The organism is Candidatus Avoscillospira sp. LCP25S3_F1 (genome assembly GCF_052117125.1).
In the GTDB taxonomy this organism is placed as follows: domain Bacteria; phylum Bacillota; class Clostridia; order Oscillospirales; family Oscillospiraceae; genus Avoscillospira_A.
Map to the genome: position 1 here is coordinate 73260 of NZ_JBQKJT010000008.1, position 24840 is coordinate 98099.

20 protein-coding genes are annotated in these 24840 nt (G+C 59.6%); 3 read left to right on the forward strand and 17 right to left on the reverse strand.

Going from position 1 to position 24840, the window contains the following annotated elements:
- Positions 1–103 precede the first annotated feature (103 nt).
- Both ACTQ33_RS08995 and ACTQ33_RS09000 read right to left on the reverse strand, forming a co-directional pair.
- Positions 104–1267 (reverse strand): BMP family ABC transporter substrate-binding protein, encoded by a 1164-nt coding sequence (locus tag ACTQ33_RS08995; protein WP_441464044.1) that lies wholly within the window; start codon positions 1265–1267, stop codon positions 104–106.
- Between the two features lie 62 nt (positions 1268–1329).
- The gene (locus ACTQ33_RS09000; protein WP_441464046.1) at positions 1330–1983 is read right to left on the reverse strand and encodes a YczE/YyaS/YitT family protein; all 654 of its coding nucleotides are present in this window, start codon (positions 1981–1983) and stop codon (positions 1330–1332) included.
- 244 nt (positions 1984–2227) lie between these two features.
- On the opposite strand from ACTQ33_RS09000, the gene udp reads away from it, so the two are divergent.
- Both udp and ACTQ33_RS09010 read left to right on the forward strand, forming a co-directional pair.
- The gene (gene udp / locus ACTQ33_RS09005; protein ID WP_441464047.1) at positions 2228–3004 is read left to right on the forward strand and encodes a uridine phosphorylase; all 777 of its coding nucleotides are present in this window, start codon (positions 2228–2230) and stop codon (positions 3002–3004) included.
- Positions 3005–3028: 24 nt separating this feature from the next.
- Positions 3029–3847 (forward strand): alpha/beta hydrolase, encoded by an 819-nt coding sequence (locus ACTQ33_RS09010; RefSeq protein ID WP_441464049.1) that lies wholly within the window; start codon positions 3029–3031, stop codon positions 3845–3847.
- 269 nt (positions 3848–4116) lie between these two features.
- On the opposite strand, the gene ACTQ33_RS09015 is transcribed toward ACTQ33_RS09010, so the two are convergent.
- Genes ACTQ33_RS09015 through ACTQ33_RS09045 form a run of 7 tightly spaced genes read right to left on the reverse strand, consistent with a single transcriptional unit; the run spans position 4117 to position 14751 of the window.
- Positions 4117–4971 (reverse strand): GNAT family N-acetyltransferase, encoded by an 855-nt coding sequence (locus ACTQ33_RS09015; protein WP_441464051.1) that lies wholly within the window; start codon positions 4969–4971, stop codon positions 4117–4119.
- Positions 4964–7993, reverse strand: a complete 3030-nt coding sequence (locus ACTQ33_RS09020) for an MFS transporter (RefSeq protein ID WP_441464053.1) — start codon at positions 7991–7993, stop codon at positions 4964–4966. Before ACTQ33_RS09020 ends, ACTQ33_RS09015 begins: the two co-directional genes overlap by 8 nt.
- Positions 7994–8018: 25 nt before the next feature.
- Entirely contained in the window at positions 8019–8903 is an 885-nt protein-coding gene (locus ACTQ33_RS09025) for a phosphatidylglycerol lysyltransferase domain-containing protein (RefSeq protein WP_441464055.1), read from the reverse strand.
- Positions 8904–8961: 58 nt separating this feature from the next.
- A complete protein-coding gene (locus ACTQ33_RS09030) occupies positions 8962–10674 on the reverse strand; it encodes an ATP-binding cassette domain-containing protein (protein ID WP_441464057.1) in 1713 nt (570 codons plus the stop codon).
- Positions 10667–12712 (reverse strand): cysteine peptidase family C39 domain-containing protein, encoded by a 2046-nt coding sequence (locus tag ACTQ33_RS09035; protein ID WP_441464059.1) that lies wholly within the window; start codon positions 12710–12712, stop codon positions 10667–10669. The genes ACTQ33_RS09030 and ACTQ33_RS09035 overlap by 8 nt, the downstream gene beginning before the upstream one ends.
- An 18-nt stretch (positions 12713–12730) precedes the next feature.
- On the reverse strand, positions 12731–13615 hold the full coding sequence (locus ACTQ33_RS09040) for an HlyD family efflux transporter periplasmic adaptor subunit (RefSeq protein ID WP_441464060.1): 885 nt from the start codon (positions 13613–13615) through the stop codon (positions 12731–12733).
- A gap of 5 nt (positions 13616–13620) precedes the next feature.
- Complete coding sequence (locus tag ACTQ33_RS09045; RefSeq protein WP_441464062.1) at positions 13621–14751, reverse strand: ABC transporter substrate-binding protein; 1131 nt, start codon at positions 14749–14751, stop codon at positions 13621–13623.
- A gap of 68 nt (positions 14752–14819) precedes the next feature.
- Between ACTQ33_RS09045 and ACTQ33_RS09050 the strand changes: the two genes are divergently transcribed.
- Positions 14820–15044, forward strand: coding sequence for a hypothetical protein (locus ACTQ33_RS09050; protein WP_441464063.1), 225 nt, complete (start codon positions 14820–14822; stop codon positions 15042–15044).
- Positions 15045–15097: 53 nt separating this feature from the next.
- Here ACTQ33_RS09050 and ACTQ33_RS09055 read toward each other — a convergent pair whose 3' ends face one another.
- From ACTQ33_RS09055 to ACTQ33_RS09090, 8 genes are read right to left on the reverse strand one after another with little or no spacing between them, the layout of a single operon-like run.
- Positions 15098–17575, reverse strand: a complete 2478-nt coding sequence (locus tag ACTQ33_RS09055) for an eCIS core domain-containing protein (RefSeq protein WP_441464064.1) — start codon at positions 17573–17575, stop codon at positions 15098–15100.
- Between the two features lie 15 nt (positions 17576–17590).
- Complete coding sequence (locus ACTQ33_RS09060; protein WP_441464066.1) at positions 17591–18094, reverse strand: hypothetical protein; 504 nt, start codon at positions 18092–18094, stop codon at positions 17591–17593.
- Positions 18095–18141: 47 nt separating this feature from the next.
- Entirely contained in the window at positions 18142–20229 is a 2088-nt protein-coding gene (locus tag ACTQ33_RS09065) for an ATP-binding protein (protein WP_441464068.1), read from the reverse strand.
- Between the two features lie 34 nt (positions 20230–20263).
- Positions 20264–20653, reverse strand: coding sequence for a DUF4280 domain-containing protein (locus ACTQ33_RS09070; RefSeq protein WP_441464070.1), 390 nt, complete (start codon positions 20651–20653; stop codon positions 20264–20266).
- Positions 20646–21413 (reverse strand): carboxypeptidase-like regulatory domain-containing protein, encoded by a 768-nt coding sequence (locus ACTQ33_RS09075; RefSeq protein ID WP_441464072.1) that lies wholly within the window; start codon positions 21411–21413, stop codon positions 20646–20648. Before ACTQ33_RS09075 ends, ACTQ33_RS09070 begins: the two co-directional genes overlap by 8 nt.
- Entirely contained in the window at positions 21410–21997 is a 588-nt protein-coding gene (locus ACTQ33_RS09080) for a DUF4255 domain-containing protein (RefSeq protein ID WP_441464074.1), read from the reverse strand. The genes ACTQ33_RS09075 and ACTQ33_RS09080 overlap by 4 nt, the downstream gene beginning before the upstream one ends.
- Before the next feature lie 18 nt (positions 21998–22015).
- Positions 22016–23395, reverse strand: coding sequence for a stalk domain-containing protein (locus ACTQ33_RS09085; RefSeq protein ID WP_441464076.1), 1380 nt, complete (start codon positions 23393–23395; stop codon positions 22016–22018).
- 15 nt (positions 23396–23410) lie between these two features.
- Positions 23411–24823 (reverse strand): hypothetical protein, encoded by a 1413-nt coding sequence (locus ACTQ33_RS09090; protein WP_441464078.1) that lies wholly within the window; start codon positions 24821–24823, stop codon positions 23411–23413.
- Positions 24824–24840: the final 17 nt, after the last annotated feature.

Here is a 24840-nt window from a genome sequence, read left to right on the forward strand (position 1 = left end):
AACGATACCATCGACGGTGCCGCCTTCCGGCATTACGCCGTTTTATCAGAATCGGAGCACCTCCAGAAGGTGCTCCGATTGCCTCAGATGCACTGGGGATTGCTTACTGCGCGGACGCGGTGGCCAGCAGCTCCTGCAGGGTCTCCGTATCCAGACCAATGGCGGAAATGATCTCCAGCTCACCATTGGTGGCCGCAGTCTGAACTTCCTCAATCTTGGCCTTCATCTCGTCGGTAAAGATCTTCTGATAGTTGTCGTTGTCCGTGGCCAGACCGACCACGCCTTCCTTCAGGCCCCACTTGACATAGGTGCCCATCTCCAGGCTGCCGTCCAGGGCCATGCCCAGCAGCTTGCTGACCGTGACGTTGGCCTGCTTGTACATGGAAGTGCAGATGTTGGCAGCCGTGGTGGGATCGGTCTCAATCAGACTGGTATACTGGTCGCTGTCCACGCCGATGGAGTAGATACCGCTCTCGGCGCAGCCGCTGAGGGTACCCAGACCGGCCACGCCGGCCACAGAGAAAATCACGTCCGCGCCCTGGTCGGCCTGTGCCGTCGCCAGCTCCATGCCCTTGGCCGTATCCTTGAAGTCGCCGATCCAGGAAACGAGAATGTCAATTTCCTCATCGACCGAGTGGACGCCCTGAATGTAGCCCACCAGGTAATCCTCCAGGGCGGTATTCTGACCGCCGCCAACAAAGCCCACAATCTTCTCGGGGTTGGCCAGCTCCGCATCACTGGTGGTCAACAACGCCGCGGCCACACCGGCCAGGTAAGCGCCTTCGTTCTGTGCATGGTCCATGGAGAACACGTTCTCCAGCCCCAGATCGTCCTGCGCATCATACAGAATAAACATCTGATCGGGATACTCCTGGGCCACCTGCTGGACCGCTTCCTTCAGGTTGCTGGTACCCGCGATGATGATATCGCAGTCGGGGTCCTCTGCATACTCCTGCATGGTGGGAACCTGCAGCGTCACATCGCCGCCCAGCTCCACAACCGTGGGATTGAAGCCGTATTGCTCTGCGGCTTCCTGTAAACCCTGGTTGGACAGATCGCAGATGGCATGGTCACCCAGGTTGGTATTGAGTACCAGCGTCACGCCGATTTCATTGGCCGGCTTGCCAAATGCCTCGATCACCTCTCCACTCCCAGCGCTGTCGGACGTGGCGCCCTGGGAATCGGTCTTGTCCGTGTTCTTTCCGCCGCATGCGGCAAAGGAAATCGTCATGACCAGTGCAAGAAAAAGCGAAATCAGTTTTTTCATAGTGTTCTTCCTCCATTACTTTCTATAAATTTTTATCCGCGGTGCGGAATAAAAAACAAGGTTCAGTTGTGTGCTGCCGTAACCCCTTTGGCCGCCAGCAAGTGCGAAAAACTCTGTGTTGCCTTTTGCAGAACCGGACCGGTAAATACAATGCCGATCACTGTGCCGACACCCCACTGGGCGCCCAGCAAAATACCCGTTCCCACTAAAATCACGTCCTGAATGATTTTGGCCGTTCGGACCGGTACATTGTACTTTTCTCTTGCGTATTTGACGATACCCTCCAAGGCACCAAAGCCCCGGTTGACCGCCATATACAATCCCAGCCCCACCCCCATCAGGATGGTTCCGCCTACGGCGCAGAGAATTCGGAGGGATAACGGCAGCTGCGACAGGGCCATTCCCTGCAGCATCGGTGTAAACAGATTCACCCACGGTCCAATGGTAAACACACATAATACTGTACCAATATTGATATAGGACCGATTGAGCAGGAACAGCACAACCAGCAAAACCGCGTTGCCCAACGTATTGGCATCACCATACGAAATGTTTAACAGCAGGTGCAGGCCGTCACAGCATGTGGCCATGGCCGAGGACCCCAAATCCGCCGCGTAAAAAAACGCTGTCCCCAAAGATGATATCATCAATCCCAGCTCGATGATCAAAATATCCCTTGCAATACATATTATCTTTTTGTTTTGTTTCAATGTCATAACCGCCTAAACATTTAATAATTTATTCATACTCACATTCTACATATGGTCATATCAACCGTCAATATCGTATTATGCACAAGTGTAATTGTCTATTTTTGTGCAATAAGGGGAATCCCTTGAAAATTTGTCATTTTATATTGTAATATCTTTAGCCCGTGCTATAATGGGTGCAATTGGATGATTCTCGCGATTCGCTCCTATGAATCATCATATAATTTATATCGTTTAGGAGTGTTACACCATGGAAACTACGCAGCACACCATGCACCACATCAAATGCGCTCCCGGTGAAATCGGCCGCTATGTGATTCTGCCCGGCGACCCCGGCCGCGTCGAAAAAATCGCCGCCTATCTGGACAATCCCCATCATGTCCAGACGTACCGGGAGTACACCACCTGGAACGGCGAACTCGATGGCGAGACCGTCACCGTTATGTCCACCGGCATGGGCGGCCCCTCCACCGCCATTGGTATTGAGGAGTTGAAGATGTGCGGCGCCAATACGCTGATCCGCGTCGGCACCTGCGGCGGCGTTGATCCGGAACTGATTCCCGGTACCTTGATCATTCCCACCGGCGCCATCCGGAAAGAGGGTACGGGCCGGGAGTATGCCCCCATTGAGTTCCCCGCCGTACCCAATTTTGAAGTGGTCAGCGCCTTGAAGGACGCCGCCGCCCGTTTGGGCCACAAAACCGCCATGGGTGTTGTGGAGTGCAAGGACAGTTACTACGGCCAACATGCTCCGGAAACCATGCCGACGGAAGATGAGCTGCTCTCCAAGTGGAAAGCCTGGAAGCGGGCCGGCGCCATCGGCAGCGAAATGGAGAGCGCCACGCTGTTTGTTGTGGCCAGCGTCCGCCGGATGCGTGCAGCCACCATTCTTCTGCTGTGCAGAAACCGGGAGCGGGAAAACGCCACCGGCCTGACGGATACAACTTGGGAAACCGGCCCCGCCATCGAAACCGCCGTGGAAGCCATCCGCGCCCTGATCCGTGCAGATCGGGAGCAGGCCAAATAATTTTCCCTGCAAAGGAACAAAACCATGATTTTAAATCGAGTCAATTTCTTTTCCAAAACGCTGCTGAATCATGTGGATGTGGACATTCTGATTCCCACCTTGCCGGATAATGACTGTCTTCATGCGGAGTATGATGCCATCTATCAGCCCGGCCGCCGCTGGCCCTGTCTCTATCTGCTCCACGGCGCGTTGGATGACCACAGCTGCTGGCTGCGGCACACCGCCATTGAACGGTTGGCGGAAGCCGCCGGTATGGCCGTGGTCATGCCTTCGGGACAGAACGGCTTCTATACCAACGCACGGTATGGCCTGGATTATTTTACCTTTGTGACGGAGGAGCTGCCACAGATGGTGTGCAGCACCTTCCCCATCAGCCGCCGCCGGGAAGATACCTACATTGCAGGCCCCTCCATGGGCGGATACGGCGCCACGAAATGTGCCCTGCGGTGCCCGCAGCAATACGCGGCCTTTGCCGATTTCTCCGGCGCAGTGGACCCCATTGAGCTGGAACCGAAAATGAAAGCCATGGGATTTGGATTTTTCCGATATGATCTGATCTGGGACGGTGTGGAAAACCTGAAAAACACAGAAGACGACGTGTTTTATCTGGCACAGCTGCACAAGGACGCCCCCGTGAAACCCGATTGCCACATTTACTGCGGCTTGGAAGATACGGCCAACTATGGTATGAACGTGCGTCTGGCCGAAACTTTGCGGAACAACGGCTTCTCTGTCGAGTTTACCGATGGTCACGGCTTGCATGATTGGGTTTATTGGGATCTGTGCATTGCCGATTTCCTGCAAAAAGTACAGCGTTCCCGCACAGAATCCGTCGATGTTTGATCCATAAACGGCCCAAAACAGACAACAGAATCCTACAGAATACCCCCGGTACAGGTTTTTCCTGCACCGGGGGTAGTTTCACGCTGTCTGTTCTGCGCTCCATACAATATAGATGAAGCGACAAATTATAATGAGGGTAAGCACCTCCAACCGTGTGCTTACCCTCATCTGTTCTGTTCCGCTATATTCCGTTGGGATGCTCGGTGTCACAGGGCAAACCGCTTCCCATGCGCTCTTATTTCATTACTCTGCATCCTGCAATTATTTTTTTATGCCAAATCCAGGCCAAGATATCCCGTCTGCGCACACTCTCCGGTCATGCAGCCCATGGGCTGGACTGTTCCACCCAACGACGCTCCCAGAAATGCCGGCATCCGAATCACCATCCGCTGCGCGGGCAGTTGGGTTAAAAGACCGGCCAAACAGCCCGGCAGGTCCTCCTCCGCTGCCAGCAGTTCATTGAGCAGCAGCGTATCCTCCTCAATATACTGCGCTGCGGCGCAGCCGGCCACCTTGCCGTCAAACCGGTAGAGCCCGCCGCCGCCCTGGCGGCAGATTTCCTCCTGAAATTCGATGGCCGTATCGTCCCAATCCAAGTGGTCGGTCCCCACCAACCGGCATTCGCGAATGGTGCGGTATGGTTCCGCCGTAACCGGCACCGGGCAAAGCGCCGGAACGCTTCCCAGCGCGGCGGATTCCAGCACAAATTCCCGATCATAAAACGCCGTCCGTGCTCCCATGGTCCGTTGGTAGTAGGCATACAGCTCCGGCGTATCCGGAACCAGGCACAAAAAATCCATATCCCGGCCCAATCGGCGCTCCATGGCCCGTTGCAGCAGACGCGATGCCAGTCCCTTCTCCCGGTGCTCCGGCAGTGTGGCCACGCCGTAAACATAGCCTCCCGGAATTCTGATACCCGCCGCCGTCTGCAACACCGTGGGAATCACCGTGACCATGGAGACAATTTCCTCTCCCAGCACGGCCAATTCCACTCTGTCGGGCCGGTAAACCCGTTCCTCATAGCAGCGGAAAAACGGCTCTGTATCGCCGAAGCATGATTGCCAAAGCGGCCGCATTCCGGGTGCATCCGAGGGTCCGCCGGAGCGAAGCACATAGTTATCCACGGACGTTCTCCCTTCTGCGGTCCAGTATCACCGACACCACAAAGATCAGCAGCATGACGCCCATGCCCTGAGCCAGGACCATGACGCCCCGCTCTACGCCCATCATCAGCACAGCAGCAAAAATCATGGGGCCTACGGTCTGGGCGATGCTTTCCACGGCGCTGTTCAGGCCCATGGCCTTGCCTGCGCCGTACAGTCGGACCTCCGGCAGCGCGCTGAAATAGACGGCCTGCATGGAAAGACCGAAGCTGTCGGCCACGGCCAGCATGGCAATGATGGCGAAACAGGCGCCCACAGAGGGCCGTATGGCAAACAGCGCAAAGGACCCCACATAGATGGCGCTGGCCAGAATCAGGCTGCCCCGATCTCCCAAGCGGTGGGAAATGACCCGCGTCAGCGTCGGTCCCAAATAGATGGCAATGACGCCGGAAATCAAAAAGGCGATAGCCACAAACGATGTACTCAGGCCATGTTCCTCACCGAAGATGGGGAAGAAATAGCTGAGGAACGAAGCGGAGATCAAATACGGCATCAGCATGAACAGGAAGAAAATCCACACTCTGGGCCGCAGCAGAAATTGCAGCGTAGAGATTCCCTTTTCCTCCTGTTCCTTCGCTTCTGCCGGGGTGGTCTGCTTATGCAGGCAGACGATGGCCAGCACCAAAGCAGCCAAAGAAACCGCCACGGCCATATAAAACACATTCCGGTAGCCGAACTGATCGGCAGCCAGGGAACCGACCACGGTGCCGCAGTTCATGCCGGACAGATAGGCCGCATTATAGCCGGAGAATCCCCGATTGCGCTGCTCCTCCTCGCCGTAGTTGCTGATAAAGGTATTCAGCGCCACCAGCACCAGTCCTTCGCCAATGCCAAGAACCACGCTTCCGCCGATCAGCACCCACAGATTGGGCGCCAGACCGCACAGGGCCAGACCCGCCATAAACAGGATGCCGCCGGACGCAATGAGGCTTTTGGTTCCCATACGGTCCACCAGGAAGCCGCCAAACAGGGAAAAAATCGCCGTCATCATAACCTCTGCCGACAGCGGTATGGCCGAGGCAAATTCCTGTCCCATGCCCATGGAGGCATCCCACAGCTGCACGCCGTACACCGGCAAAAAGGCCGTGGACATATTGCCCGCAAAGAAAATCAGAAACGCGATGGGACGGATAATGCCCACATCCCGCAGAATTCCCTGCTTCCGCTCCTGCCGGTTGCGGCGCAGCGCGTCCAGGAACACCGTTGCCTCGGAAAACAGCAGTACGCAGGTTACCACAATCATCAGCACGGTCAGCAGCGTTTCCCGGATCAGCCGTTGATTGGCCGCGGTAAAGGCATAGAGATCGGTGCCAACTTCCATCAGCGCGACGACCTGTCCCGATTCATCAAAAATCGGCGCCAGCGTAAACGCATAGTGGCCTTCTGCACTGGAAAATGCCGAAAACTGCTGCAATTCCCCAGTCTCATAAATTTCTGCCTCGTAGGAACCCGCAAAGACGCCGCTCATGGGGTAGAACACATTGTTCAAGCCTTCGTCAGAATAGATGATGCAGACAATGCCGTTGCGCTCCTGATAGATGGTGCAGTAGGTGCCGTCGTCATTGAGGTCGCTGAGCAGGATTTCCTTCACCGACGCGTCAATGCGCTGATAGGCGGGGCTGTTATAATCCTCCGGGGAATCGATGCTGCGGATGTCCTCCGGCTGTAAATCCCGTGCCATCAACACCGCCATATTGGTCATCTTACTGGTCCGTTCCCCCAGATACCGTTGGTTCAAATCGCCAACCAGAACAACGGAGGCCAATGCCGCGCTGAGGACCGCTGCCAGAATCACTGCCATCTGAATGCGCGTTCTCTGGTTCGTCTTGCCCAGCCAGCCTGCCCGGACCATCTGCACAGCGCCATACAGCAGTAAGGCTGCCAAAATCACCCCTGCGGCAGCCGCCAGCCACCCCTTGATCTGGACAGACGGCGCTTTCTCAACCTGGGCGGTGTTCAACAGCACCTGTCCCTGGGCGTCTCTGGCATAGACGCAGTAGTCGTAGACATAATCCTCCGACGCCGTATCATACGTGTATTCACAGTAAATGGCAGACAGCCCCCCCTGGGGCGTTGCGCCAATATAGGAGTAAATGGGCAGCTCATTGAACGCCTCCGGCAGTTCCGCCAGAGGTTCGCCCCGGCCCACTACCAGCTCCACCGTGCCGTCCGGCAAAATCCGGCAGATTTGCCGCTGTCCAATGTCATTGAAGCAGATGCTGCCGTCGGGCAGGCAGGCCAGATTGGCGGCAATGCTGAAAAAGTCTTCATTGCCATGGGCGGACGCGTCATAGATGCAGCGATGGTCTCCCGACGGCTCCGCCTGCCAGATAGAGCCGTATTTGTCGCTGAAATAGACCTGCTGCGTCTCATCAATGGCGGCGTACATCAAATACCGGTAAGCAGACGGATACGCATAGACCTGCTGTTCTGTCACCGTTCCCGTATCCACATCGAGGCGGCACAGGGCAAAGCTGTCCTGATCCACCCGCACAAAGGAGAGACCGCCGTCCTGCCAGACCATGCCGTAAATCCGGTTGCGGTTTTCTCCGCCGGTGTCCAGATCATGGGGCTGCTCATAGAGATAGTCCACAAAGCCGCCGTGGCTGTTATAGACCGCAATGCGTTCTGTGGCCACATCCTTGCCGTTGTCGGACAAAAGCCGGTCATGGATATAGAGATTGCCCGCTTCGTCAGCCGCCAGTGTCTGGGCATAGTAAAATCCCTGAGCCTGCGTGCCGCCGGGAATGGTCCGAATATACTGCCCCTCCTCGTTCAGCACCAGAATACTGGTACTGCCGCCGGCAATAATATACGTTTGATCGCCCGCTCCATAGAGCATTGCAGTGGGGTCTCCGATGGTCACGGTACGGCTGCGGGGGTCCAGCCGCAGCTCCTTGAGTCCGGTCAGGACCGCCGCCGTACAGAGTACCGCCAAAAAAAGGCACAGGGCAAGTCTGTATTTCCTCCAAAATGCGTTCAAGCGTCGTTCTCCCTTCTCGCAGGGTTTAGGTTTGCAGAATCACCGTGTATTTGCTGACCAGCTCGCTGGGCCGGTACCGCAGCTTGTTGACCCGCAGCCCCTCCAGACCCATATCCTCGCACCAGTTCAATCTGGGCGGATGACCCGGAAGCTGCGCACAGTGATAACTTAAATAATACGTCAATCCACGGAAATTTTCCACATTTTTTTGAAAGGAATAGCAGGCGCAGTTTCCCAACGTCTCTCCCAGAGCAAAGGCCACCGGTTCGCCGTCCAGATAGACGACGCCGCCATAGTATTCCCGGTAATTCCAGAGCTTCCGAATCCGTGCAAAGGCCCGTTGTTCACAGCCGTAATAGCAATCCGTGCAGTTGTGCCAGCCGCACCACCGCTGGAAGACCGTCAGCGCCTCGTCAAAGGTTTCGACGTTCAGCGGACGAAACTCCGCCGCACCCCGGCTGGTAAACTGTTTCAATTCCCGGCGCTTGCCCCGATTCTCGCCGCCCTCCAGGTTGAGAAAGTCCGATACAGTATAGACGTAGTCGCTCCAATCCCGGTCTGAAAACAGCTCCATGGGGCGGTTCAGCTGTCGGTAAAGTGGAACCCACTCCTCCGGTACATATTCGATTTGCAGGGGCTGTCCCAGGGCGGCAAACAGTTCTGTCAGCAGGTCCACGGCTCCAACGATCCGGCGGGATGGGCCGGGCATGACAATGGCCGCCGGGACCCGATCCAGGGTGATGTATACCACAGCCAGAGCATCGTCAATCAGCCGGTAGGTGTAGTGGAAAACCTTGTCCCAGGCCCAGAAATTTGTAAAGGAAAGGTCAAAGAAAATGCTGGTTTGGCTGTACCGGTCCACCAGCGGACCGTCCTCCGGTTGGAAGGTCCGGAAGCCGTAGCGGCCCAAGACCCATTCCTTCCACCGGGCCGGATGACATATCTGGGGACAAGCGCTATGGGGGGTGCTACTCGTCTGAATCACTGCCTTTCTTGATCGGTTGCTGTTCCCATGAGAGTTCTTTCAAAATGCCGTCCGTCAGAAGCAGGACGCGGTCGCAGCCTGCCAGGACTTCGGACCGGGCGGCAAACACCACGCAGGTGCGTGCGTCTCGCCGGTCCGGTATCCTGTCTGTCAACAGAATGTCCATACCCTGCCAGCCGGCAATCCGGCGGCGCATAGAGGCCCGATTATACCGTTCCAATTCGATGCCGCCGTAGTAGATGTTTCCGCCGGTGGGCCGCAGCATGCCGGTCATCAGTTTTGCCAGCGTCGTTTTTCCAGCACCCGTGGCACCAAGAATGCCCACCAGCTCCCCCGGATGCAGCCGCAGACTGACGCCCCGCAGCAGCGGCGTCTCACCGTCGGAATAGGAAAATGTTACGTCTTTCAATTCCAAAACGCTCCCCAGCGGCGGCAGGGCTACACAGCCTTTGGGCTGCCGTACCGCCGCAGGCAGCAGGCAGCGCAGCGCCCGCAGTCCCTGTCCCGCGCGGACCGCTCCCAACAGCGCCATCAGGGGCAGCACAATGACCGGTAAGTACAGCAGCAGCGTCCTGGCCAGCCGCGCCAGAGAAATTCCCCGTCCCAGAGCCGCATACAGCAGAGGCAGCAGCAACACGGCTGCCGCCGCGCCGCCAATCCACGCCGGAAGCGTCAGGCAATGGGACCGTTCTTCCAAGGGGAAGGGTTGCTCTACTCCCAACCGCCGCGCCGGTCCCGCCTGGAGGAACCATGCCCGGCGGCACACCGCGCCGTTCTGAGGCTCCGGCTGCCGTGCCGTCATCGCATAGGTCAAAACAGCGGCAACATACAGGACCAGCGCAAACCCGACGCCCATACTGTAGGCCGCCGGAAAACTGTCCGCCAGGGCCGATGCGATCACCACTGTGGAGATGGCGTTCCAAACGGTGGCCATCAGCCAGACCATGGACTGCTCCCCATGGGCCCGGAACGTCGCCAGCTGGAACGCCGTCTCCGCCGGATGGTCCAGCCGTTCAGCGGCATACAACCGGATACCGACGGCCGGCATGGCCGACAGCACACCCTTCTCGGCGGCCCTCCGGATCATCCGGCGACCGCTGACGCTCAGCAGGCCCAACAACAGCAGCATACCCATCACCGACACGGCAATCTGCCAAAGCCCGGACCGTCCGGCAGCCAATCCACCATTGGACAGCGCACGATACACCAGCTGTGCCATCAGAATACACAGGCCCCCCCGCAGCAAAGCCCACAGGAGCAACAGCAGTCCCTCAAACCAATTCAGACCGCCCAGGAATCGCCGCAGCAGCGTTCCCGTTTTCAGCCGCTCACCGGGAAAATCCACCGTCGCACCATAGGCCCGCCGTTGGAACTGTCGGCTGTTTGTCTCATTGAGATACACCCGCCGTCCGGTTCCCTCGTCCAGAAAGTAATACCGTCCGCACCAATCCGGCAGCGCCGCCAGAACGATGCCCTCTTCGTTCTCCAGCAGAAACGGTCCGGCGGCGTTGCGGTACCAGTCCCCCTCCAACGTTGTCCGGCTCAGCACCAGGTCCGTTTCCTCGTTGAGGACCTCCACCGCCATTTCCAGCGTCTGCACCGTTGGGGGCAGTCCGCTGTAGGAAAGATGATAGTAGGTCAACAGCGCTTCGATGCCATGGAATGCGGCCGCAGTCTGTACACCACTTTTATGCACGGCTGACCACCTCCCCATCGATCCACGCGCTTCGCTCCAGCAGCGTGACCTGTCCATGCTCCACACGGCAGGCCAAATCACCCAGACGCAGACGGGCCGGGTCCTCCGTCAGCACGACCGTACCGACGCCCCGGCGGCGCAGCGCGCGGAACAGCTGTTGTTCCGTCTCCGGGTCCAGCCGTTCCGTCAGACCGTCGGCAATGAGAACGGGCGCCCCCCTTGCAAAGGCACAGGCCACCTCCAGCAGCACCTGTTCCCCCGCCGACAGCGTCGCCGCCGGCGTGTCGTACCCCTGCCGACGCCGCAGAATGCTCGGATGCAGCAGGGCATCGGAAGCGGCTTCCACCACTGCATAGTCGGTGATATCGGTGCGCCCTGCGGCAATGTTCTGCCGCACCGTTCCCTGGGGCATGGGGAGACCGCCGCCCAGCAGCGTCACCATCTGGCAGCGTTTCCGCTCCCCCAGGGCCGTCAACTCCGTGGCGCCCAGATAAATCTGCCCCTGCCGGGGCCGTTCCAATCCTGCCGCCACTGGGCCCAGAACCCGGCGCACCACTTCCTCCGCCGCTATCATCAGAATTTCTCCCCGGCGTACCGTCACTGTGATACCACGGGCCACCACAGCGTCTCCGTCGGCCTGCTGCAGCGAAATGTTTTGCAGCGTCAGACTGTTGGCCGTTATCGGAACATCGGCTGCCGCTTCCTCATCCCGGCCCCGCACCAAAGCCGTCATTTCGTTCATCCAGCGGATGCGGGCCTGTTGCTCCAACAGCCGGGGAAACGCCCCCATGGAAAGGGCGCTGCCGATGGTCAAAGCCATGCAGCCCGCCAAGTCCGCCATACCGGCACGGCCCGCCGTCATTTCCGCCAGGCAGAGCAGCAGCACCGCCAGCAGCTGGACACCGGCTGCCACCCACCAGAGCCATCTCTGATGGGATATGGCGCTGGGCCGCTCCACAGCGCCCGCCAGACTGACCCATTGCTGAAACCGGGCCGATGTCTGTCCGCCGAGCCGCTGTTCCTCCGCCGCTTCCAGGTCCTCGGCCGCTTCCTCCGCCGCCAGAAATCTGGCCCGGTCGGCCAGCTGCAAATCGCTGTACACCTGTTCCCTTCCGCCATGGCAGACGGCGGCCAAGACCGCCGCCACCACCGCAGCGGCTAGGCCCGCAGTCCAATTCTGCATGGCTACCACCGCAAGACAGGCAATACCGCCCGCCAGCTGCAACCGGCATGCCATGGACTGGGCCTCGGCAGCTGGTACGGCCTTGCAGGCCCGGGCCGCCACATCCAGTCGGTAACGGCTGGTTTTCTCAAAAAAGGTACTGGTTTCCCCCTGCAAAAACTGCTGAAATTGTCCGCATTCCTGTTCCTCTCTGCGGCGGCGATACCGGCGCAGCACAATTCCCTGCACACCGGCCGCCGCTCCCTGCAACGCCAGCACCGCCAACAGTCCCAGGCAGATGGCGCGCCCGCTTCCGGTCTGCGGCGAAGACAGCTGCGTGGCAATGCCGCGGGTCAGCACCGCCAGGGCCAGACAGAGGGTAATGCTCCAAAGCTGTGCCGCCGCCAGCAGCGCCGGTCCCGCCGCACCGCCCATTCGCCGGCCCTGGGATTTGGGACGCCGGGGTGTTTCCGATTCCCGCTCCCCGGTAAAACAGACGGCCACACCGGTAAACCCCTCGGCAAACGCCCGACGGGTCAACACCTGCCGCCCATTTTCAGGAGAATAGAGGTACACCCGTCCGTGGCGAACACCGGTGACCACCACAAAGGCGTGGAAGTTCCAATGGGCAATCAGAGGCATGGGGGCCTGGGCCAGTTCCTCCGGAGTCATCCGGTAGCCCTGGGCATAGATGCCCCGCTTCCGCGCCTCCGTCACCAGATCGGCGGCACTGGCAATGGGACGTTCCAGCAGTTCCCGTGCCGGTACCGTCCCCTGATAGCAGGACAATACCATTGCCAGCGCTGCCGCAGCATTTTCTGTGGGGCTGGTTTGCAGGATCAGCTCCACACGGCTCATGGGCCGACGCTTTTTCACCCTTGTTCCCTCCTCTCCTCAGGAGCGTATGTACGCCCAAGGCGTCATCTCGCTGGTAATCACCTCCAGGTCACAGAGGGTACCGGTCTCAATGGCCAATTTGCCGCCCTCGGCTCTGGACCAGGCGCCCGTCTGCTCCTCGGACCCGGCCAGCAGCGTCACACGGACTTCCACAATGTTTTCATTCTGGGGTACGATTTCACTGGTATAGAACCGGCCCAACGCCTCGCTGATATCCATCTCTGTGATGGGATAGTCGTAGATATCGCTGACCAGTCCCTGGACGTAGCCATACTCCTCTCCGTCCGCCGTGCCGGGATACACCCGGACCTCCATGCCCTTTTTGATGGACTGGGCCACGGTGGATGGGACATAGGCGCGAATCTCCGCCTCATTGGAATAGCGGTCGGAACTGGTAATGCCCGCCACCAATTCACCTGCCGAGATGGCGCTGCCTTCCTGGACCAGGTCCACCACCCGGCCCGATATCGCAGTATAGATCATGGACGACGTCTGATACTCCGCGTACAGACGGTCCAGTTCTTCCTGGGGCGCCTGGGCCGCCTGGGCCGCTTCGATCTGCTCCAGCAGCTCCTGCTGGGGCACAATGGCGATGAGGTCCCCGGCCTGTACCGTGTCGCCCACTTCCACCTGCACATAGGTCACCAGGCCGTCCACCTGGCTGTTGACCTGTTCGATGCCGTACTGGGGAAAGACCACGCCGGTGGCCCGCACGCTGGTGACCACCGTCCCCCCAAAGCACCAGACCAACACACCGGCGGCGGCCAGCAGCAGCACCGCAGCAGCCAGCCAGGTGACGGGCGGCGTCAGTCGGGGCCGTCGGAAGGTTTGCGGCCCGTCGTGTTCTGTGGGGCGTCTGATAAAAATACGCTCAGCATCCATGGGGCTCACTCCTCCACAAAGTAAAACTTTCCATTGTCCGATACCATGATCTGCGGCGAGCGGCCTGTCAGCCGTCCCTGGGCGTCAAAGGCCAGGGAGCCGCCAACACCGTCGTATCCGTCCTGCCGCAGGGCTTCGGCAATCTTGGCCGGGTCCGTGCTGCCGATGCGGACGGCTGTATCGCCGATCATCCGGACGGAATCATACAGCTGCACCGCCCACTGGGTCGGCTCCGTGCCGTATTTCTCCCGGTACCGCGCATAGAAGTCATCCACTTTTGCACTGGACTCCAGCGGTACCGGCTGGGCAATATAGATGTCATCGCTCACATCGCCGTCGGCCAGCAGATAGTCGGTATAGTCAAAGGAGAAATCGCCCAGAATGTTCATCTCCGGGTTTTGGTGCCGCACCAGACGGAGAATGTCGAAGGCGTCCTCCGCCAGATACTGGCTGACAAAGACCGTATCCACCTGTAGGGCTTCCCAACGCGCCAGCATGGCGTCCAGTTCCGGCTGCAGCGGCGTGGTGGTGGTCACGTCTACCACCTCCATGCCGGTTCCCTCCACGCCCCGCAGGAATGACCGCGCCATGGTCCGCTCGTAATCCGTGTCACTGTGGTAGATGGCGATGCGGTTGATATCCTCCCGCTCCGCCGCATAGGCGGCGATGGCCGCCCCCAGGTCGCTTTCCCCGTACCCGTTGCGGAATACCATGGAATAGCCGTTGGTAAACAGGCTGTCCGGCGCGCTGTAATAGGTCACCAGCAGCTTTCCGGCGCTGTCCAGCACATCGGCCGCCACACCCAGAATATTCAGGGAGGACGTTCCCACCACGGCGGTAATCTCCGGGTCGGAACGAATGGCGTTGAGGGCTTTCATCCCCTGCTGAAACACCGAGCCGTCCTCGTAAAACTCATAGCTGATGGTATAGCCCTGTCCACCGTACAGGGCGTTCAGGTCCTCGATGGCCATGGCAATGCCGTTGGTGTAGCTGTCGTCCGCCACAAAAACCACTTCGGTATCCAGAACGGCGATTTTCATGGTTTTGTCATCGGCTCCGGCAGCGGCGGCTGATGCGCAGCTCCCAGCAGTCAGCAGCAGCGCCGCACTCAGAAGCAGTACACAAAATTTCTTCATTTTCTCACCTGATTCATTGCAAGTCGTTGTTCCCTCTGCTATAATCGCACAGGAAAGGAGTGGTTTCCATGGCACTTCCCGACCGGGAAATCAACACGGTACTGGATCAGTTCAATCAAAAATGTCTGGAAGACCCGGAGTTTGCCAAGTTGGCAGAGGAAAATCCCATCTCCGCCTTTGATCAGCTGGCCAAGGCCCACGAAGCAACCCTGGCCGCCCAGGAGGACGCCGGATTCCCGCTGCCTGTGGCGGGAAAAACGCTCTCACTGGAGGAATTGGCACAGGTTCGCTGACCTACGTTCCATCCAACCCGGACGCCGCAGTACGGCGTCCGGGTTTTTTGCGCTCAAGAGGTAAACGTCAGATTCTGATACATGGCCATGAGACTCTGATCCACTGTCCTGTCGGTACCACCGGCATTTTTTCCGCCGAATCCGCCCATCTCAATGGCGTACAGAAAATCCGTCATTTCCACATTAGCCGACTGAATCATATTGAAAACAGCGGCATATTGTTCTGCTGCCTCCAGCTGTCCGGCGGACAGGGGCAGCTTTTCCTGCTTGGCCGTCTGAAGGCCCTCCAACGATAGCGGAGGCAAGGCGCTCATCTGCATCATGGCGCCCTGGCAGGCGGCTACCTTGCTGTCCCGTTCCTTATTGCGGGCGTCCTGTCGCTTTTTTTCGCTGTCCTGGGCAACTCCCACCGCATCCCGTACAGCGCCCGGCAAACCAAACAGACTGCCTACCATGCTGACGACAGCGCCGATCACTTTATTCTTGAGGAAGCTTCCGATCAAGCCGGCGAGGCTTCCGATCAGGCCGAGCGTGCTGAACAAGGCGTCTTTTCTGGAATCGGATGCCGCCCCCTTGCTGGCCATACGGCTGGCCTCCAACACTTTCATACTGGTAAGCAGATTCTTCTGCTTAGAGGTCAACTCCGGCTTGCTGGGGTCCTCCTGGCCGGGACCATTGGCGGCAGTGCCCGTTCCTTCGGCCATGGCCGCATCGATCATGCCCGCCAATCCGCCGGTTCCATCCGGTTTGGCAGTGGCATTGAATTTTTTCCCTTTGACCCGCTCGCATACGTCGCCAATCAAACGGCTGCGTCCCGTCCGGTTGGCGGCGGGAATCGTTCCTTCCAGCTGCTTGCCCAAGGCCTGGATGCTCTTCTTGGCCATCATATCCTTTTGGCGCATCTCCTTGGCTTGTTGGCTGTCTGCTGCCAAGCCCAGCGTATCGCCGGTGACACCGGAAAAGCTGCTGATGTGCCCCAGAACGTCGCCGGCCTTCTTATTGTTTTTCTCGTCGGCTATAGAGGAACCAAATCCGGACAAACTGCTCACCGCCCCGAAGCCCTGACCGGCGACGCCAACACGGGCCAAGTGATCCGCAGCCCCCGCTGAGCCAATGCCGGTGTCAATGCCTGCGGCTGTATTCTTGGCCTGCATTGCCTGAATCTTTCGCTTGCGCTCGGCCTCCTGGTCATGCAATGCCTTGCTGCCCGTCACAAGGCCAATCGTATCGGTTCCAGCACTCACCGCTCCCGTCACAAGGCCGGTTCCGGAACTGATTGTACCTAATTGTTCATTTTCTGACGCCTTGCCTTGTTTGGCGAGTTCTTCATTGATGTCCGCTGCACCGGACAGCATATCCGAGCCAACGCTGGCAATACCGTTCACGGCCTCGGCTTTTCCGACCTGCCGGTCCACTTTGTCCAAAGCAGATTCCGCCACGTCTCCCCGCAGATGGGCGCCTGCCCGACTGTTGAATGCGTCGTTGTTCTTCGCCTCCAAGTCCTCCACGCCGGCTGTACCTTTGCGCACATCGGCCACCGCCTTGAAGAATTGGCCGCAGGCCGGGTCCGACAGCATATTGTCAACAGTTGCGGGAAACGGCGAACCGGTGGCCGGATTTTCTTTCATCGCCGCCTGCTCGATGCCCCATTCCACATTCTCTTTGGCCTTGTTCACCTGGGGCGCTACATCTTTCATCCGGTCCAGTATCTTCTGGGCCTGCGTGTAAACAAAACTCTCCTTGGCGGCGTCCTCGCTGGACAGTTCTTTCTCTGCCTGAACATAATCATCCATCAGTTCCTGCAGGCCGGGAATATATACCTCCAGGCCGGATTCCGCCTCATCGATCTTTTTTTTCTTGCTTTCCAGATCCGCTTTTCCCAGTGTACCGCCCTTGATTTCCTGGGCGATGGCCTGCATGGACTCGACTCCCATCACTGAGTTGTTGGCCGCCACTACCACCTTTCCGGAAATTTCCGTACGGATTTCCAAAGACCTTTTCTCTCTCTCCCGGTTCTCCACTTTGGGGTCCGGCTCTGTGTCATCCCGATGGATGCCGCCATCTCCGGCGGCCACATGTGCCAGTTCATGGGCAATGAGATGCTGACCCTGCTGGCTGTCCGGTTCATAGGCGCCGCTGCGGAAATAGACATCCTGGCCCCGGGTAAACGCCCGTGCCGAAATGCTCCGGCTGGCCCGATCCGCTCCGGCGCCAGTATGGACCCGCACTCCGGAAAAATCCGCGCCGAAGGACTGCTCCATGGAACCTTGCAGCCCCATGGGCAGCGGGCTTCCGGCCCCCGCCAGGTCCATGGTGGACAGGTCTGCCTCACCGCCGGCGTCCGCCGCCCCTTCCGGGGATCGAAAGAGTCCGCCGCCCACAACACTGTCGGCCATCTGTTCCGCTGCTATCTCTGCCGGGTCATGGGGCGAAGAAACCCGAAAGCGACTCATTCCGGCTGCCGGTCCATCCGGCGAGCGGAACAGGCTTTTGGATTTCTGATCGCTCTCAAAGCGTTCCTGCTCAAACATCTGCGCCGCCTCCTCTCACGCGCCCTGTTTCGCCAGTGCCTCATCTGCTGTCAACGCTCCCTGACCAATGGCCTGTCCCAGGGGTGCAATATCCTCTGCCTGCTGGCAGAAGGCAAACACCGTCGTCCGCAGATGGGCTTCCTCCATCACAATCGCCGGTTCCAGGGCCATGGTGTATTTCATGCAAAGACAATCCTGGAAGACCAACAGTGTCCCCAGCAGAAACCGGCTGTTGCAGGCAGCGGCAAACCGCTCCAACTCCGCCCGCTGGGCTGGACAGGCCGGTGTCAGCGGCAGATAGAACTGTACAAATGTGGTGGAAAGGTTCTCTCGATGGGTGGGAAGCACATTGCAGGAAATCTCCCAGCCTCCAGGCGCGTCGCCCATACGGATGATACCGGTGGGAATCCCCTTTGTCTCCTCTGCGGGCAGCGGTTCCAAGGTCATCCCCATGGGCTCCAGCGCCTCCCGGATCTCCTCCAGCACGCTCATTCCATACGTCAAAGATTGCTCGTCCATTGCCATGCCGCTCCTTTCTTGGTTGCCGGTCCTGTCTCCATGGGCCGTCATGGCAGCAGGTAGCCGTATTCGCCGTAATCCTCCCGGCGCATGATTTTGCCCTGTTTGGTCAACTCGTACTTGACGGCACGGACAATGTGCCGCATCCCCACGGCCTCTCCGGCACGCGCCGCCATGAAAGAGGCCACCAGGGCGATATTCTTGATGCTGCCGCCGGTGATCTCAAACTGTTCCGCCAGATAGTCCCAGTCCACATCCGGCTCCATGGGCGTCTGTGCCGGAAATATTCCCTGCCAGATGGCCTTTCTGGCTTTGGTATCGGGAAAGGAAAACTGAATCACATAACTGATGCGCCGGAAAAAGGCGCTGTCGATGTTCTCCTTGTAGTTGGTGGTCATGACGGTGATGCCGTTGTACTCCTCCATTTTTTGCAGCAGATACGCCGTCTCCAAGTTTGCGTTTTTGTCGTGGGAGTCCTTGACCTCCGTGCGCTTGCCCAGGATGGCGTCCGTTTCGTCAAAAAACAGGATCACATTGGATTTTTTTGCTTCCTCAAACACCTGGTTCAGGTTCTTTTCCGTCTCGCCGATGTACTTGGACACCACTCGGGATAAATCCACCTTGTACATCTCAATCCCCAGGTCATTGGCGACCACCTGGGCGGCCATGGTCTTGCCGGTGCCCGGCGGACCGGCAAAGAGCATACTGACGCCCTTGCCGTAGGCCAGACGCTGGTCGAAGCCCCACTGGTCATAGACCACATGCTGATAGCGGATCTGGTCACAGGCCATATGGAGCATTTCCTTTTCCGTCTCTGCCAGCACCAACTGGTCCCAGGTGTGGCGGGCGTCAATCCATGTGGCATGCTCTCCCAGCTTGTGGGAAATCTGCCGGTAGGCGGCACGGGTCAGCTGCCGCCGGTCCAGAGGACCGTGGAGCAGGGCCATTCCCGCCGCCGTTTTGGCGGTACCGTCGATCTGCCCCGGTGTAAAGGCGAACTTGTTGGCCAGTTCCGCCCCATCTGCCGGTTCTGACAGAGGCAGCGCTCCCAGGGCCTGTCCCCAAAGGGCGATGCTCTCGGCTTTGGTGGGCGGCTCCACCGGCACGTCCAGCCAGCGGCGTCCGGTTTCCAACTCCGCCGTCACCGTGTCCTCCTGGGCCAGCACCAGCACTACGCCGGAAAACCGTCCCGCCGTGTCCAACACCTGTTCCGCTGTCTCCGGCTCTTCCAGAAGACAGTCGAACCGACGCAGGACCAGCATGCCCTGTTCCAGAATGGCCGCCCGCCCCGCCGTGCGCAGGGCTGCAAAAAACGTCTCCCGTTTGCCATGCACCGCCTGGGCGCAGTCAAAAAACACCGCCGCCGTGTCCAGCAGCTGGGCCACCCGCCGGGCCTGGGTGGACCGGCCGGAACCGTTCTGGCCCCGCAGGCACACATACAGCGTCTCCCGCTGGTCGCCGTCGGCGGCAATGGCCGACGCCAGCGCCGCTGCCTCCCGCTCCCGCAGCAGCAGGGGCGCTCCCTCCCCGGGCGTATACAGCTCCACGCCCGACGCCCGCCACCGGGCGTCGCCGTTTTGCAGCAGAAAATCCGCTACACGCCGGTCCAGGCTGCCATCGGCCTGCAAAAAGGCGAACTCCGCCTTCTCCTCCAGCGACCGACGCTGCCGGTGGTACTGGGACACCGCCTCCGCTGTGTCCGCAAAGTGGAACAGCTTTACCGTCAGATCAAAGCCGGGCTGCCGGAGATTGGGGTTGCCACGCAGCTGGCCCAGCCACAGGCCGAACCGCTCATCATAGGCCGGAAGCAGCCACAGTAGCAGTCCAAACCACTCCAAATCGGTCAGGCGCAGCACTTCCCGCAGATACTGAGCCGCCAGAAACCGCCCCTGCCGGGCGGTGGCCTCCGCCCGACTGTCGATGTGGAACCGGGACTTGTCAAAGTCCCGCAGCACAGACGGCTCCTCGGCTGCCGGGTCTGCCGCCGGTGTCCCGGAAACCGGGGCGTAACAGGCCGTATAGGCCGTCAGCAGCAGTTCGCACCACCGAATCAAATCCAGCAGGTGCTCCTCCGGCGCGCCGTAGGGTACGCCGAACTGTTTCGGGTCGAAATACCGACCGTACCAGGATGCCACGGGGGTTCCTCCTCTCTCCACCGGTTCGGTGTCCTTACGGAATCTGATGCTTCATCTGGCCGGGATTGTTGATGCTGATGACGCCGCCATAGGCGCACATCAGCTTGGAACTGTTGTTCAGCGCCGGTTTGTTGGCAATGAGCACCGTGGGACACCCCGGAGCCCAGGGGGCCGGAATCACCGGCACACAGGGCATGGGGGTCAGCACCCCCATGGCTGCCGCCGTGGCCGCCGCCACGGTGGGATTGGCCATGGACGAGCACATGCCAAAGGGCATGATATTTTTCATAGGCACATTGTCCATAATAGTGGCCGCCGGTAAATTAGAGGTCAGTACCTTGTTTTCCGGCGTCACCACCAGACTGGACGGCGCCGCACCGAAGGTACACTGACACATGGCGCCCATGCAGACCTGATTACCCATCCATTTCCTCCTCTGCTGTCCATACAATGGTTGCCTCTTTCCTGGGAGACGGCGGTGCGGTCCGGAACCGCTGCTCCCGCTGCCCGTACCGGAATACAAATTCCACTTCCTCCCGCTGTAGGAACAGGCCCACGGCGGGCAGGATGGCCGCACCGTCCCGGTCTGTCTCCAGGTCCCACAGAGGGCGCAGCAGCGTACCCGCCTGCAAGGGCTGTGCCAGTGGTTCCCACAGATCGTACCGCCCGGAATCGGCATCCCGGCCGGTGATCAGCAGGTCCGCCGCCGGTTCCGTGGAGACGCAGCAGTGCTGGTATACCATACCCGGCCCATGGCCGCCCGCCAGGGTGAGCGCCCGGTCTCCCGGCTTCGCCGGTTCCACCAGCCGCAAACTGCCCACCGGCGTCAGCAGCTCCGCCCGGACCGCCCTGTTAGCCAGAGGCGTCTTCCCCAGCAGAAACCGCAGGCGGAAACAGGAAATTCTGGACAGGTTGGGGCTGTCCGGTGCACAGGGCATCAGCACCACCTCCGGGATATGGGCCGGGACCGGCGGCAACGTCCGCCGCACGGTCTGATACCCCGGCGCATCAATGACAAAGGTATGGGCCGTGGGCGGCAGATCGGAAAAGAGATACACGCCATCTCCTCTGGCCACGCAGGGGACCCGGCAGCCATCCACCAGAATAGACGCGCCCCGGACCGGTTCCTTGTGACAGCTGTCCAGCAGCTGAAACGCCGCGGACAGACGGTGCAGAGTCCTCATGGCCGCCGCTCCTTCTGTTCCATGCCCAGCCGAATCTCCTGAACCCTGGCGGCGGGTTTGGTGACCACGGCGGATTCCAGCTGCACCGGACCGACTTTATAAAACACACTGAGTTTATAGGATTCTGAAAACATGGTCCAGATTTTTGTCTTTTCCTCCAGTTCCATCTGTACCTGGCTGACGCGGATCACCTCGCCGGCGGCCCGCAGCGCCTGGGGCATATACTGCTCCGGCAGACGCTTGTTGTCCTCCAATACCTGGATGACCCGGCCCATAATCATCTGTTCGTCCAATGTCCGGGTCTCCTTTTCCGCCTTGCTGGCCACGGAGATCATCATGGACAGATTCAGCGACACCGGCGGATTGCGCTGGGAGCCGTCAGGTTGGAGCACCGGTCCATTGGACCGCATTTCCCCCGCCTCTGAAATATCGTAGAGATGGATACCCACCACAAAATTTCCCCGGTCGTGGGGGTCGCAGACGCCGATCTGCTCCCGCTGGGCCACCGGCTCCGGCACCAGCTCCGCTTGCAGCAGCTCCACAATGGTGCGGCTCACGTCGGAAATTACAGAATACGTTGCCATTGGTTCCTCCTTCCCGGCTCAGGGGGCCGCATACAACAGTTCATAGCCGCCCAAGGTCATCCGCTCCATCCCGCAGCATTCCAGCAGGGTATCCAGGGGCAGATAACACGTCTGACCGAACCGGATCAGGGGCTGTTCCATTTTTTGCAGCCGGTCATTACAGTAGGCGTCGCTGGAACCCTTGGTCATCTCCAGCACCACGCCGCCGCCCTGTAACACCACCGTGTCGTTGTCCGCCATTTCCACAATGGTTCCGCCTAAAAAGGCGGCGGCATCGTCCAGAGACAGCAGAATGGTATCGTCATAAGTAAAGACCGCCCGGGTCAGGCTCAGGGGCGTTCCCGCCGCCACCAATACACCCGGATTCATGGCTCCGGCCTTGTTGGAGCGTTCCACGATGGCCGCCGTCTCCTGTTCCATGCTCTGCCGCACCTCGGCGGATATGGCCGGATATCGCCGTAAAATATTGGAAAAGCGGGAGGTGATAATGTCTTGAGCTGTGGCCGTCCCAGCGGTATCGAGGAACTCGCCGTCCCGCAGTCCGGCACACAGCAGAATGACCGCCACATCGGTACTGTCCGCCCCGGCAGTCCGCTCGTCCAGATAGCTCAGGCACCGGGCCGCCAACTCCGCCAACTCGCCGGTACCGTCGTATCCGGCGCTTTCCAGCAGCTGCGCCGCCGGTTCGCTGAGGTCCTCTTCCACCCGGCGCAGCGTCTCATCGGGGTTGGTGGCCGCCGCCACTGCTGTGCCGATGGCCCCCAGATTGCCATTGGCGGCTTCCATCTGCTCCAGCGTCGCTTGCAGCTGCTCCGTCTCATATTGAAGCTGCTGTAGCTGAATCGTGTTTTCAAGATACGTCCGCAGCGTGCCGTCCGGGTCTCCCAGGGCAATCATCTGGTCAATATTTTCCCGGATGGCTGTTGTGTCCTCCCCGTTGCCCAGAATGGTCAACAGTTCGTCCCGCAGTTCCTCCAGCGTAGGCTCCCCCTGGGCATCCTGTCCCGGCTCACCCGACGGTGTCTGACTACCCGACAACGCCTGACTACCCGACGACGTCTGACTACCCGACGACGTCTGATTGCCTGACGGCGTCTGACTGCCCGATGTAGCCGAATTGTCCGACGGTGTTGTGGTGGTTTCTTCTTCCGCCGGGGGCTCTGTCTGCGTATCCTCCGTTGCGGACGATGTGCCGCCGCTCGCTCCGTTGGATGTATCGGCATCCGTTCCACCCTGGTCCGCCGCCGGAGCATCCTGCGCCGTCTGTTCCGTTCCGGCGGTTCCGGCGGCGCTGTCGTCCGCCTCCGGCACCGCCAGCGCTGCTGTGGACAGAATGGACAGGGCGGCGGCCAGGCTCACAGTCATCAGCAGCCAATTACGTTGTTTCTTACGGTGCATGGTCTCACCTCCCGGTCAATAGCCGCCGCACTCCACGGCCAGAATCTTCTCCCCCGCCGCGTCGTAATAGAGTTTGATGTAGTAGTTGCTCATCAGGTATTTATCCACACGGCCCTGCTGGGGCAGCGCCAGCGACAATTGGCTGGCCGCTGTCTTGCGCTCCGCCGTCAGGTCCAGTGTCAAGGTGGAAAACCGCTGGCCCAACAGAGCCGTCACTTCCTCCTCACTGCTGTCCCGGGTGATATCCAAAAATCCCTCCTCCACATCTGCCAGGACATTTTGGCAGGTGTAAAGGCCTGTCCCGTCATCGACGCAGAGAAACGCGGTCCCCAGGTTCAAATAAGTCAGAATCTGATATGTCCCCTCCACGGCGGTATAGCCGGGCGTTCCAAAGGCGGCGGCGATATCCTCCGGTGTGGCTCCCAGATAGCCCATATAGTTGACGTTGTTTTCGAGAAATTCTCCCGTATAGAGCGGCGAGCCCAACGCGTCGTACACAGTACCCGCGCCCTGCCGCTGCCCCTTGGAAAACGCACCCTGATAGAGCACATTGCCCTGCTCGTCGTAGAGCGTGCCGGTGCCCTCGTAGAGCCCCTGGGCAAACTGCCCCTGATAGATCAGCGTTCCATTTTCGTAATAGGAGCCGTTGCCCTCATACCGGCCGGCCACCAGATCGCCCCGGTAGCAGATCGTTGTCCCGTCAGCTTCATAGACCACGCCGCTGCCCTCCCACAGGTCATTGGCAAAATCGCCGTAGTACAGCAGTGTGTGATCCTCCGACCGGTATTCCATGCCCCGGCCGCTGCGCAATCCCTGGGAAAAGCTACCCTGATAAATCAGCGAGCCGCTTTCGTCGTACAGCCGTCCGTCCCCGTTGTACAGGTTGTCGGTAAACTGTCCCTCGTACCGCAGAACCCCATCCACATACAAAGACCCATAGCCGTCATAGGCGGCATTGCGGAACTGGCCTGAATACACCAGAGCCCCCTCTGTATCATACTGGGTGGCGGCGCCGGTCAGCTCGCCGGAAACCACGTCGCCGTCGTAGATCAGAACCCCCTGTTCTGTAACAATGCGGGCCGGTCCCGTATACCCGGCCAGTTTCCGGCTGTTGAGCAGAATGGTCGGCGTCCAGAGCCGCCCTTCCAGCCAGGGATAGACTACGGTGGAAAACACCGTCACCACCAGAACGACGGCCACCACGCTGAGGGCCAGAAACCGCTTGGACAGGTAGATGGCGCCGAACCGCACATAATCCTCCATGCTGGACGGCCGCCGCGTCATGGATTTGACCTGTGCGCGGACGTAGGTATTCAAATAGACGAAGGGCTTGGCCGCCATTTGGACCGCGCGGGTGATCTTCTTAGTGATGTTGGTGATCTGCCGCCCGACAACCTTGGAGACCTGGCTGAAGAAATTGAAATTCATAAGGCGTCTCCTTCCCG

What these genes read in the sequence shown, in the direction of transcription:
- ACTQ33_RS08995 (WP_441464044.1), bottom strand. Translation starts at nt 1,267, where the DNA reads ATGAAAAAACTGATTTCGCTTTTTCTTGCACTGGTCATGACGATTTCC.
- ACTQ33_RS09000 (WP_441464046.1), bottom strand. Translation starts at nt 1,983, where the DNA reads ATGACATTGAAACAAAACAAAAAGATAATATGTATTGCAAGGGATATT.
- udp (WP_441464047.1), top strand. Translation starts at nt 2,228, where the DNA reads ATGGAAACTACGCAGCACACCATGCACCACATCAAATGCGCTCCCGGT.
- ACTQ33_RS09010 (WP_441464049.1), top strand. Translation starts at nt 3,029, where the DNA reads ATGATTTTAAATCGAGTCAATTTCTTTTCCAAAACGCTGCTGAATCAT.
- ACTQ33_RS09040 (WP_441464060.1), bottom strand. Translation starts at nt 13,615, where the DNA reads ATGGATGCTGAGCGTATTTTTATCAGACGCCCCACAGAACACGACGGG.
- ACTQ33_RS09045 (WP_441464062.1), bottom strand. Translation starts at nt 14,751, where the DNA reads ATGAAGAAATTTTGTGTACTGCTTCTGAGTGCGGCGCTGCTGCTGACT.
- ACTQ33_RS09050 (WP_441464063.1), top strand. Translation starts at nt 14,820, where the DNA reads ATGGCACTTCCCGACCGGGAAATCAACACGGTACTGGATCAGTTCAAT.
- ACTQ33_RS09055 (WP_441464064.1), bottom strand. Translation starts at nt 17,575, where the DNA reads ATGTTTGAGCAGGAACGCTTTGAGAGCGATCAGAAATCCAAAAGCCTG.
- ACTQ33_RS09060 (WP_441464066.1), bottom strand. Translation starts at nt 18,094, where the DNA reads ATGGACGAGCAATCTTTGACGTATGGAATGAGCGTGCTGGAGGAGATC.
- ACTQ33_RS09070 (WP_441464070.1), bottom strand. Translation starts at nt 20,653, where the DNA reads ATGGGTAATCAGGTCTGCATGGGCGCCATGTGTCAGTGTACCTTCGGT.
- ACTQ33_RS09075 (WP_441464072.1), bottom strand. Translation starts at nt 21,413, where the DNA reads ATGAGGACTCTGCACCGTCTGTCCGCGGCGTTTCAGCTGCTGGACAGC.
- ACTQ33_RS09080 (WP_441464074.1), bottom strand. Translation starts at nt 21,997, where the DNA reads ATGGCAACGTATTCTGTAATTTCCGACGTGAGCCGCACCATTGTGGAG.
- ACTQ33_RS09085 (WP_441464076.1), bottom strand. Translation starts at nt 23,395, where the DNA reads ATGCACCGTAAGAAACAACGTAATTGGCTGCTGATGACTGTGAGCCTG.
- ACTQ33_RS09090 (WP_441464078.1), bottom strand. Translation starts at nt 24,823, where the DNA reads ATGAATTTCAATTTCTTCAGCCAGGTCTCCAAGGTTGTCGGGCGGCAG.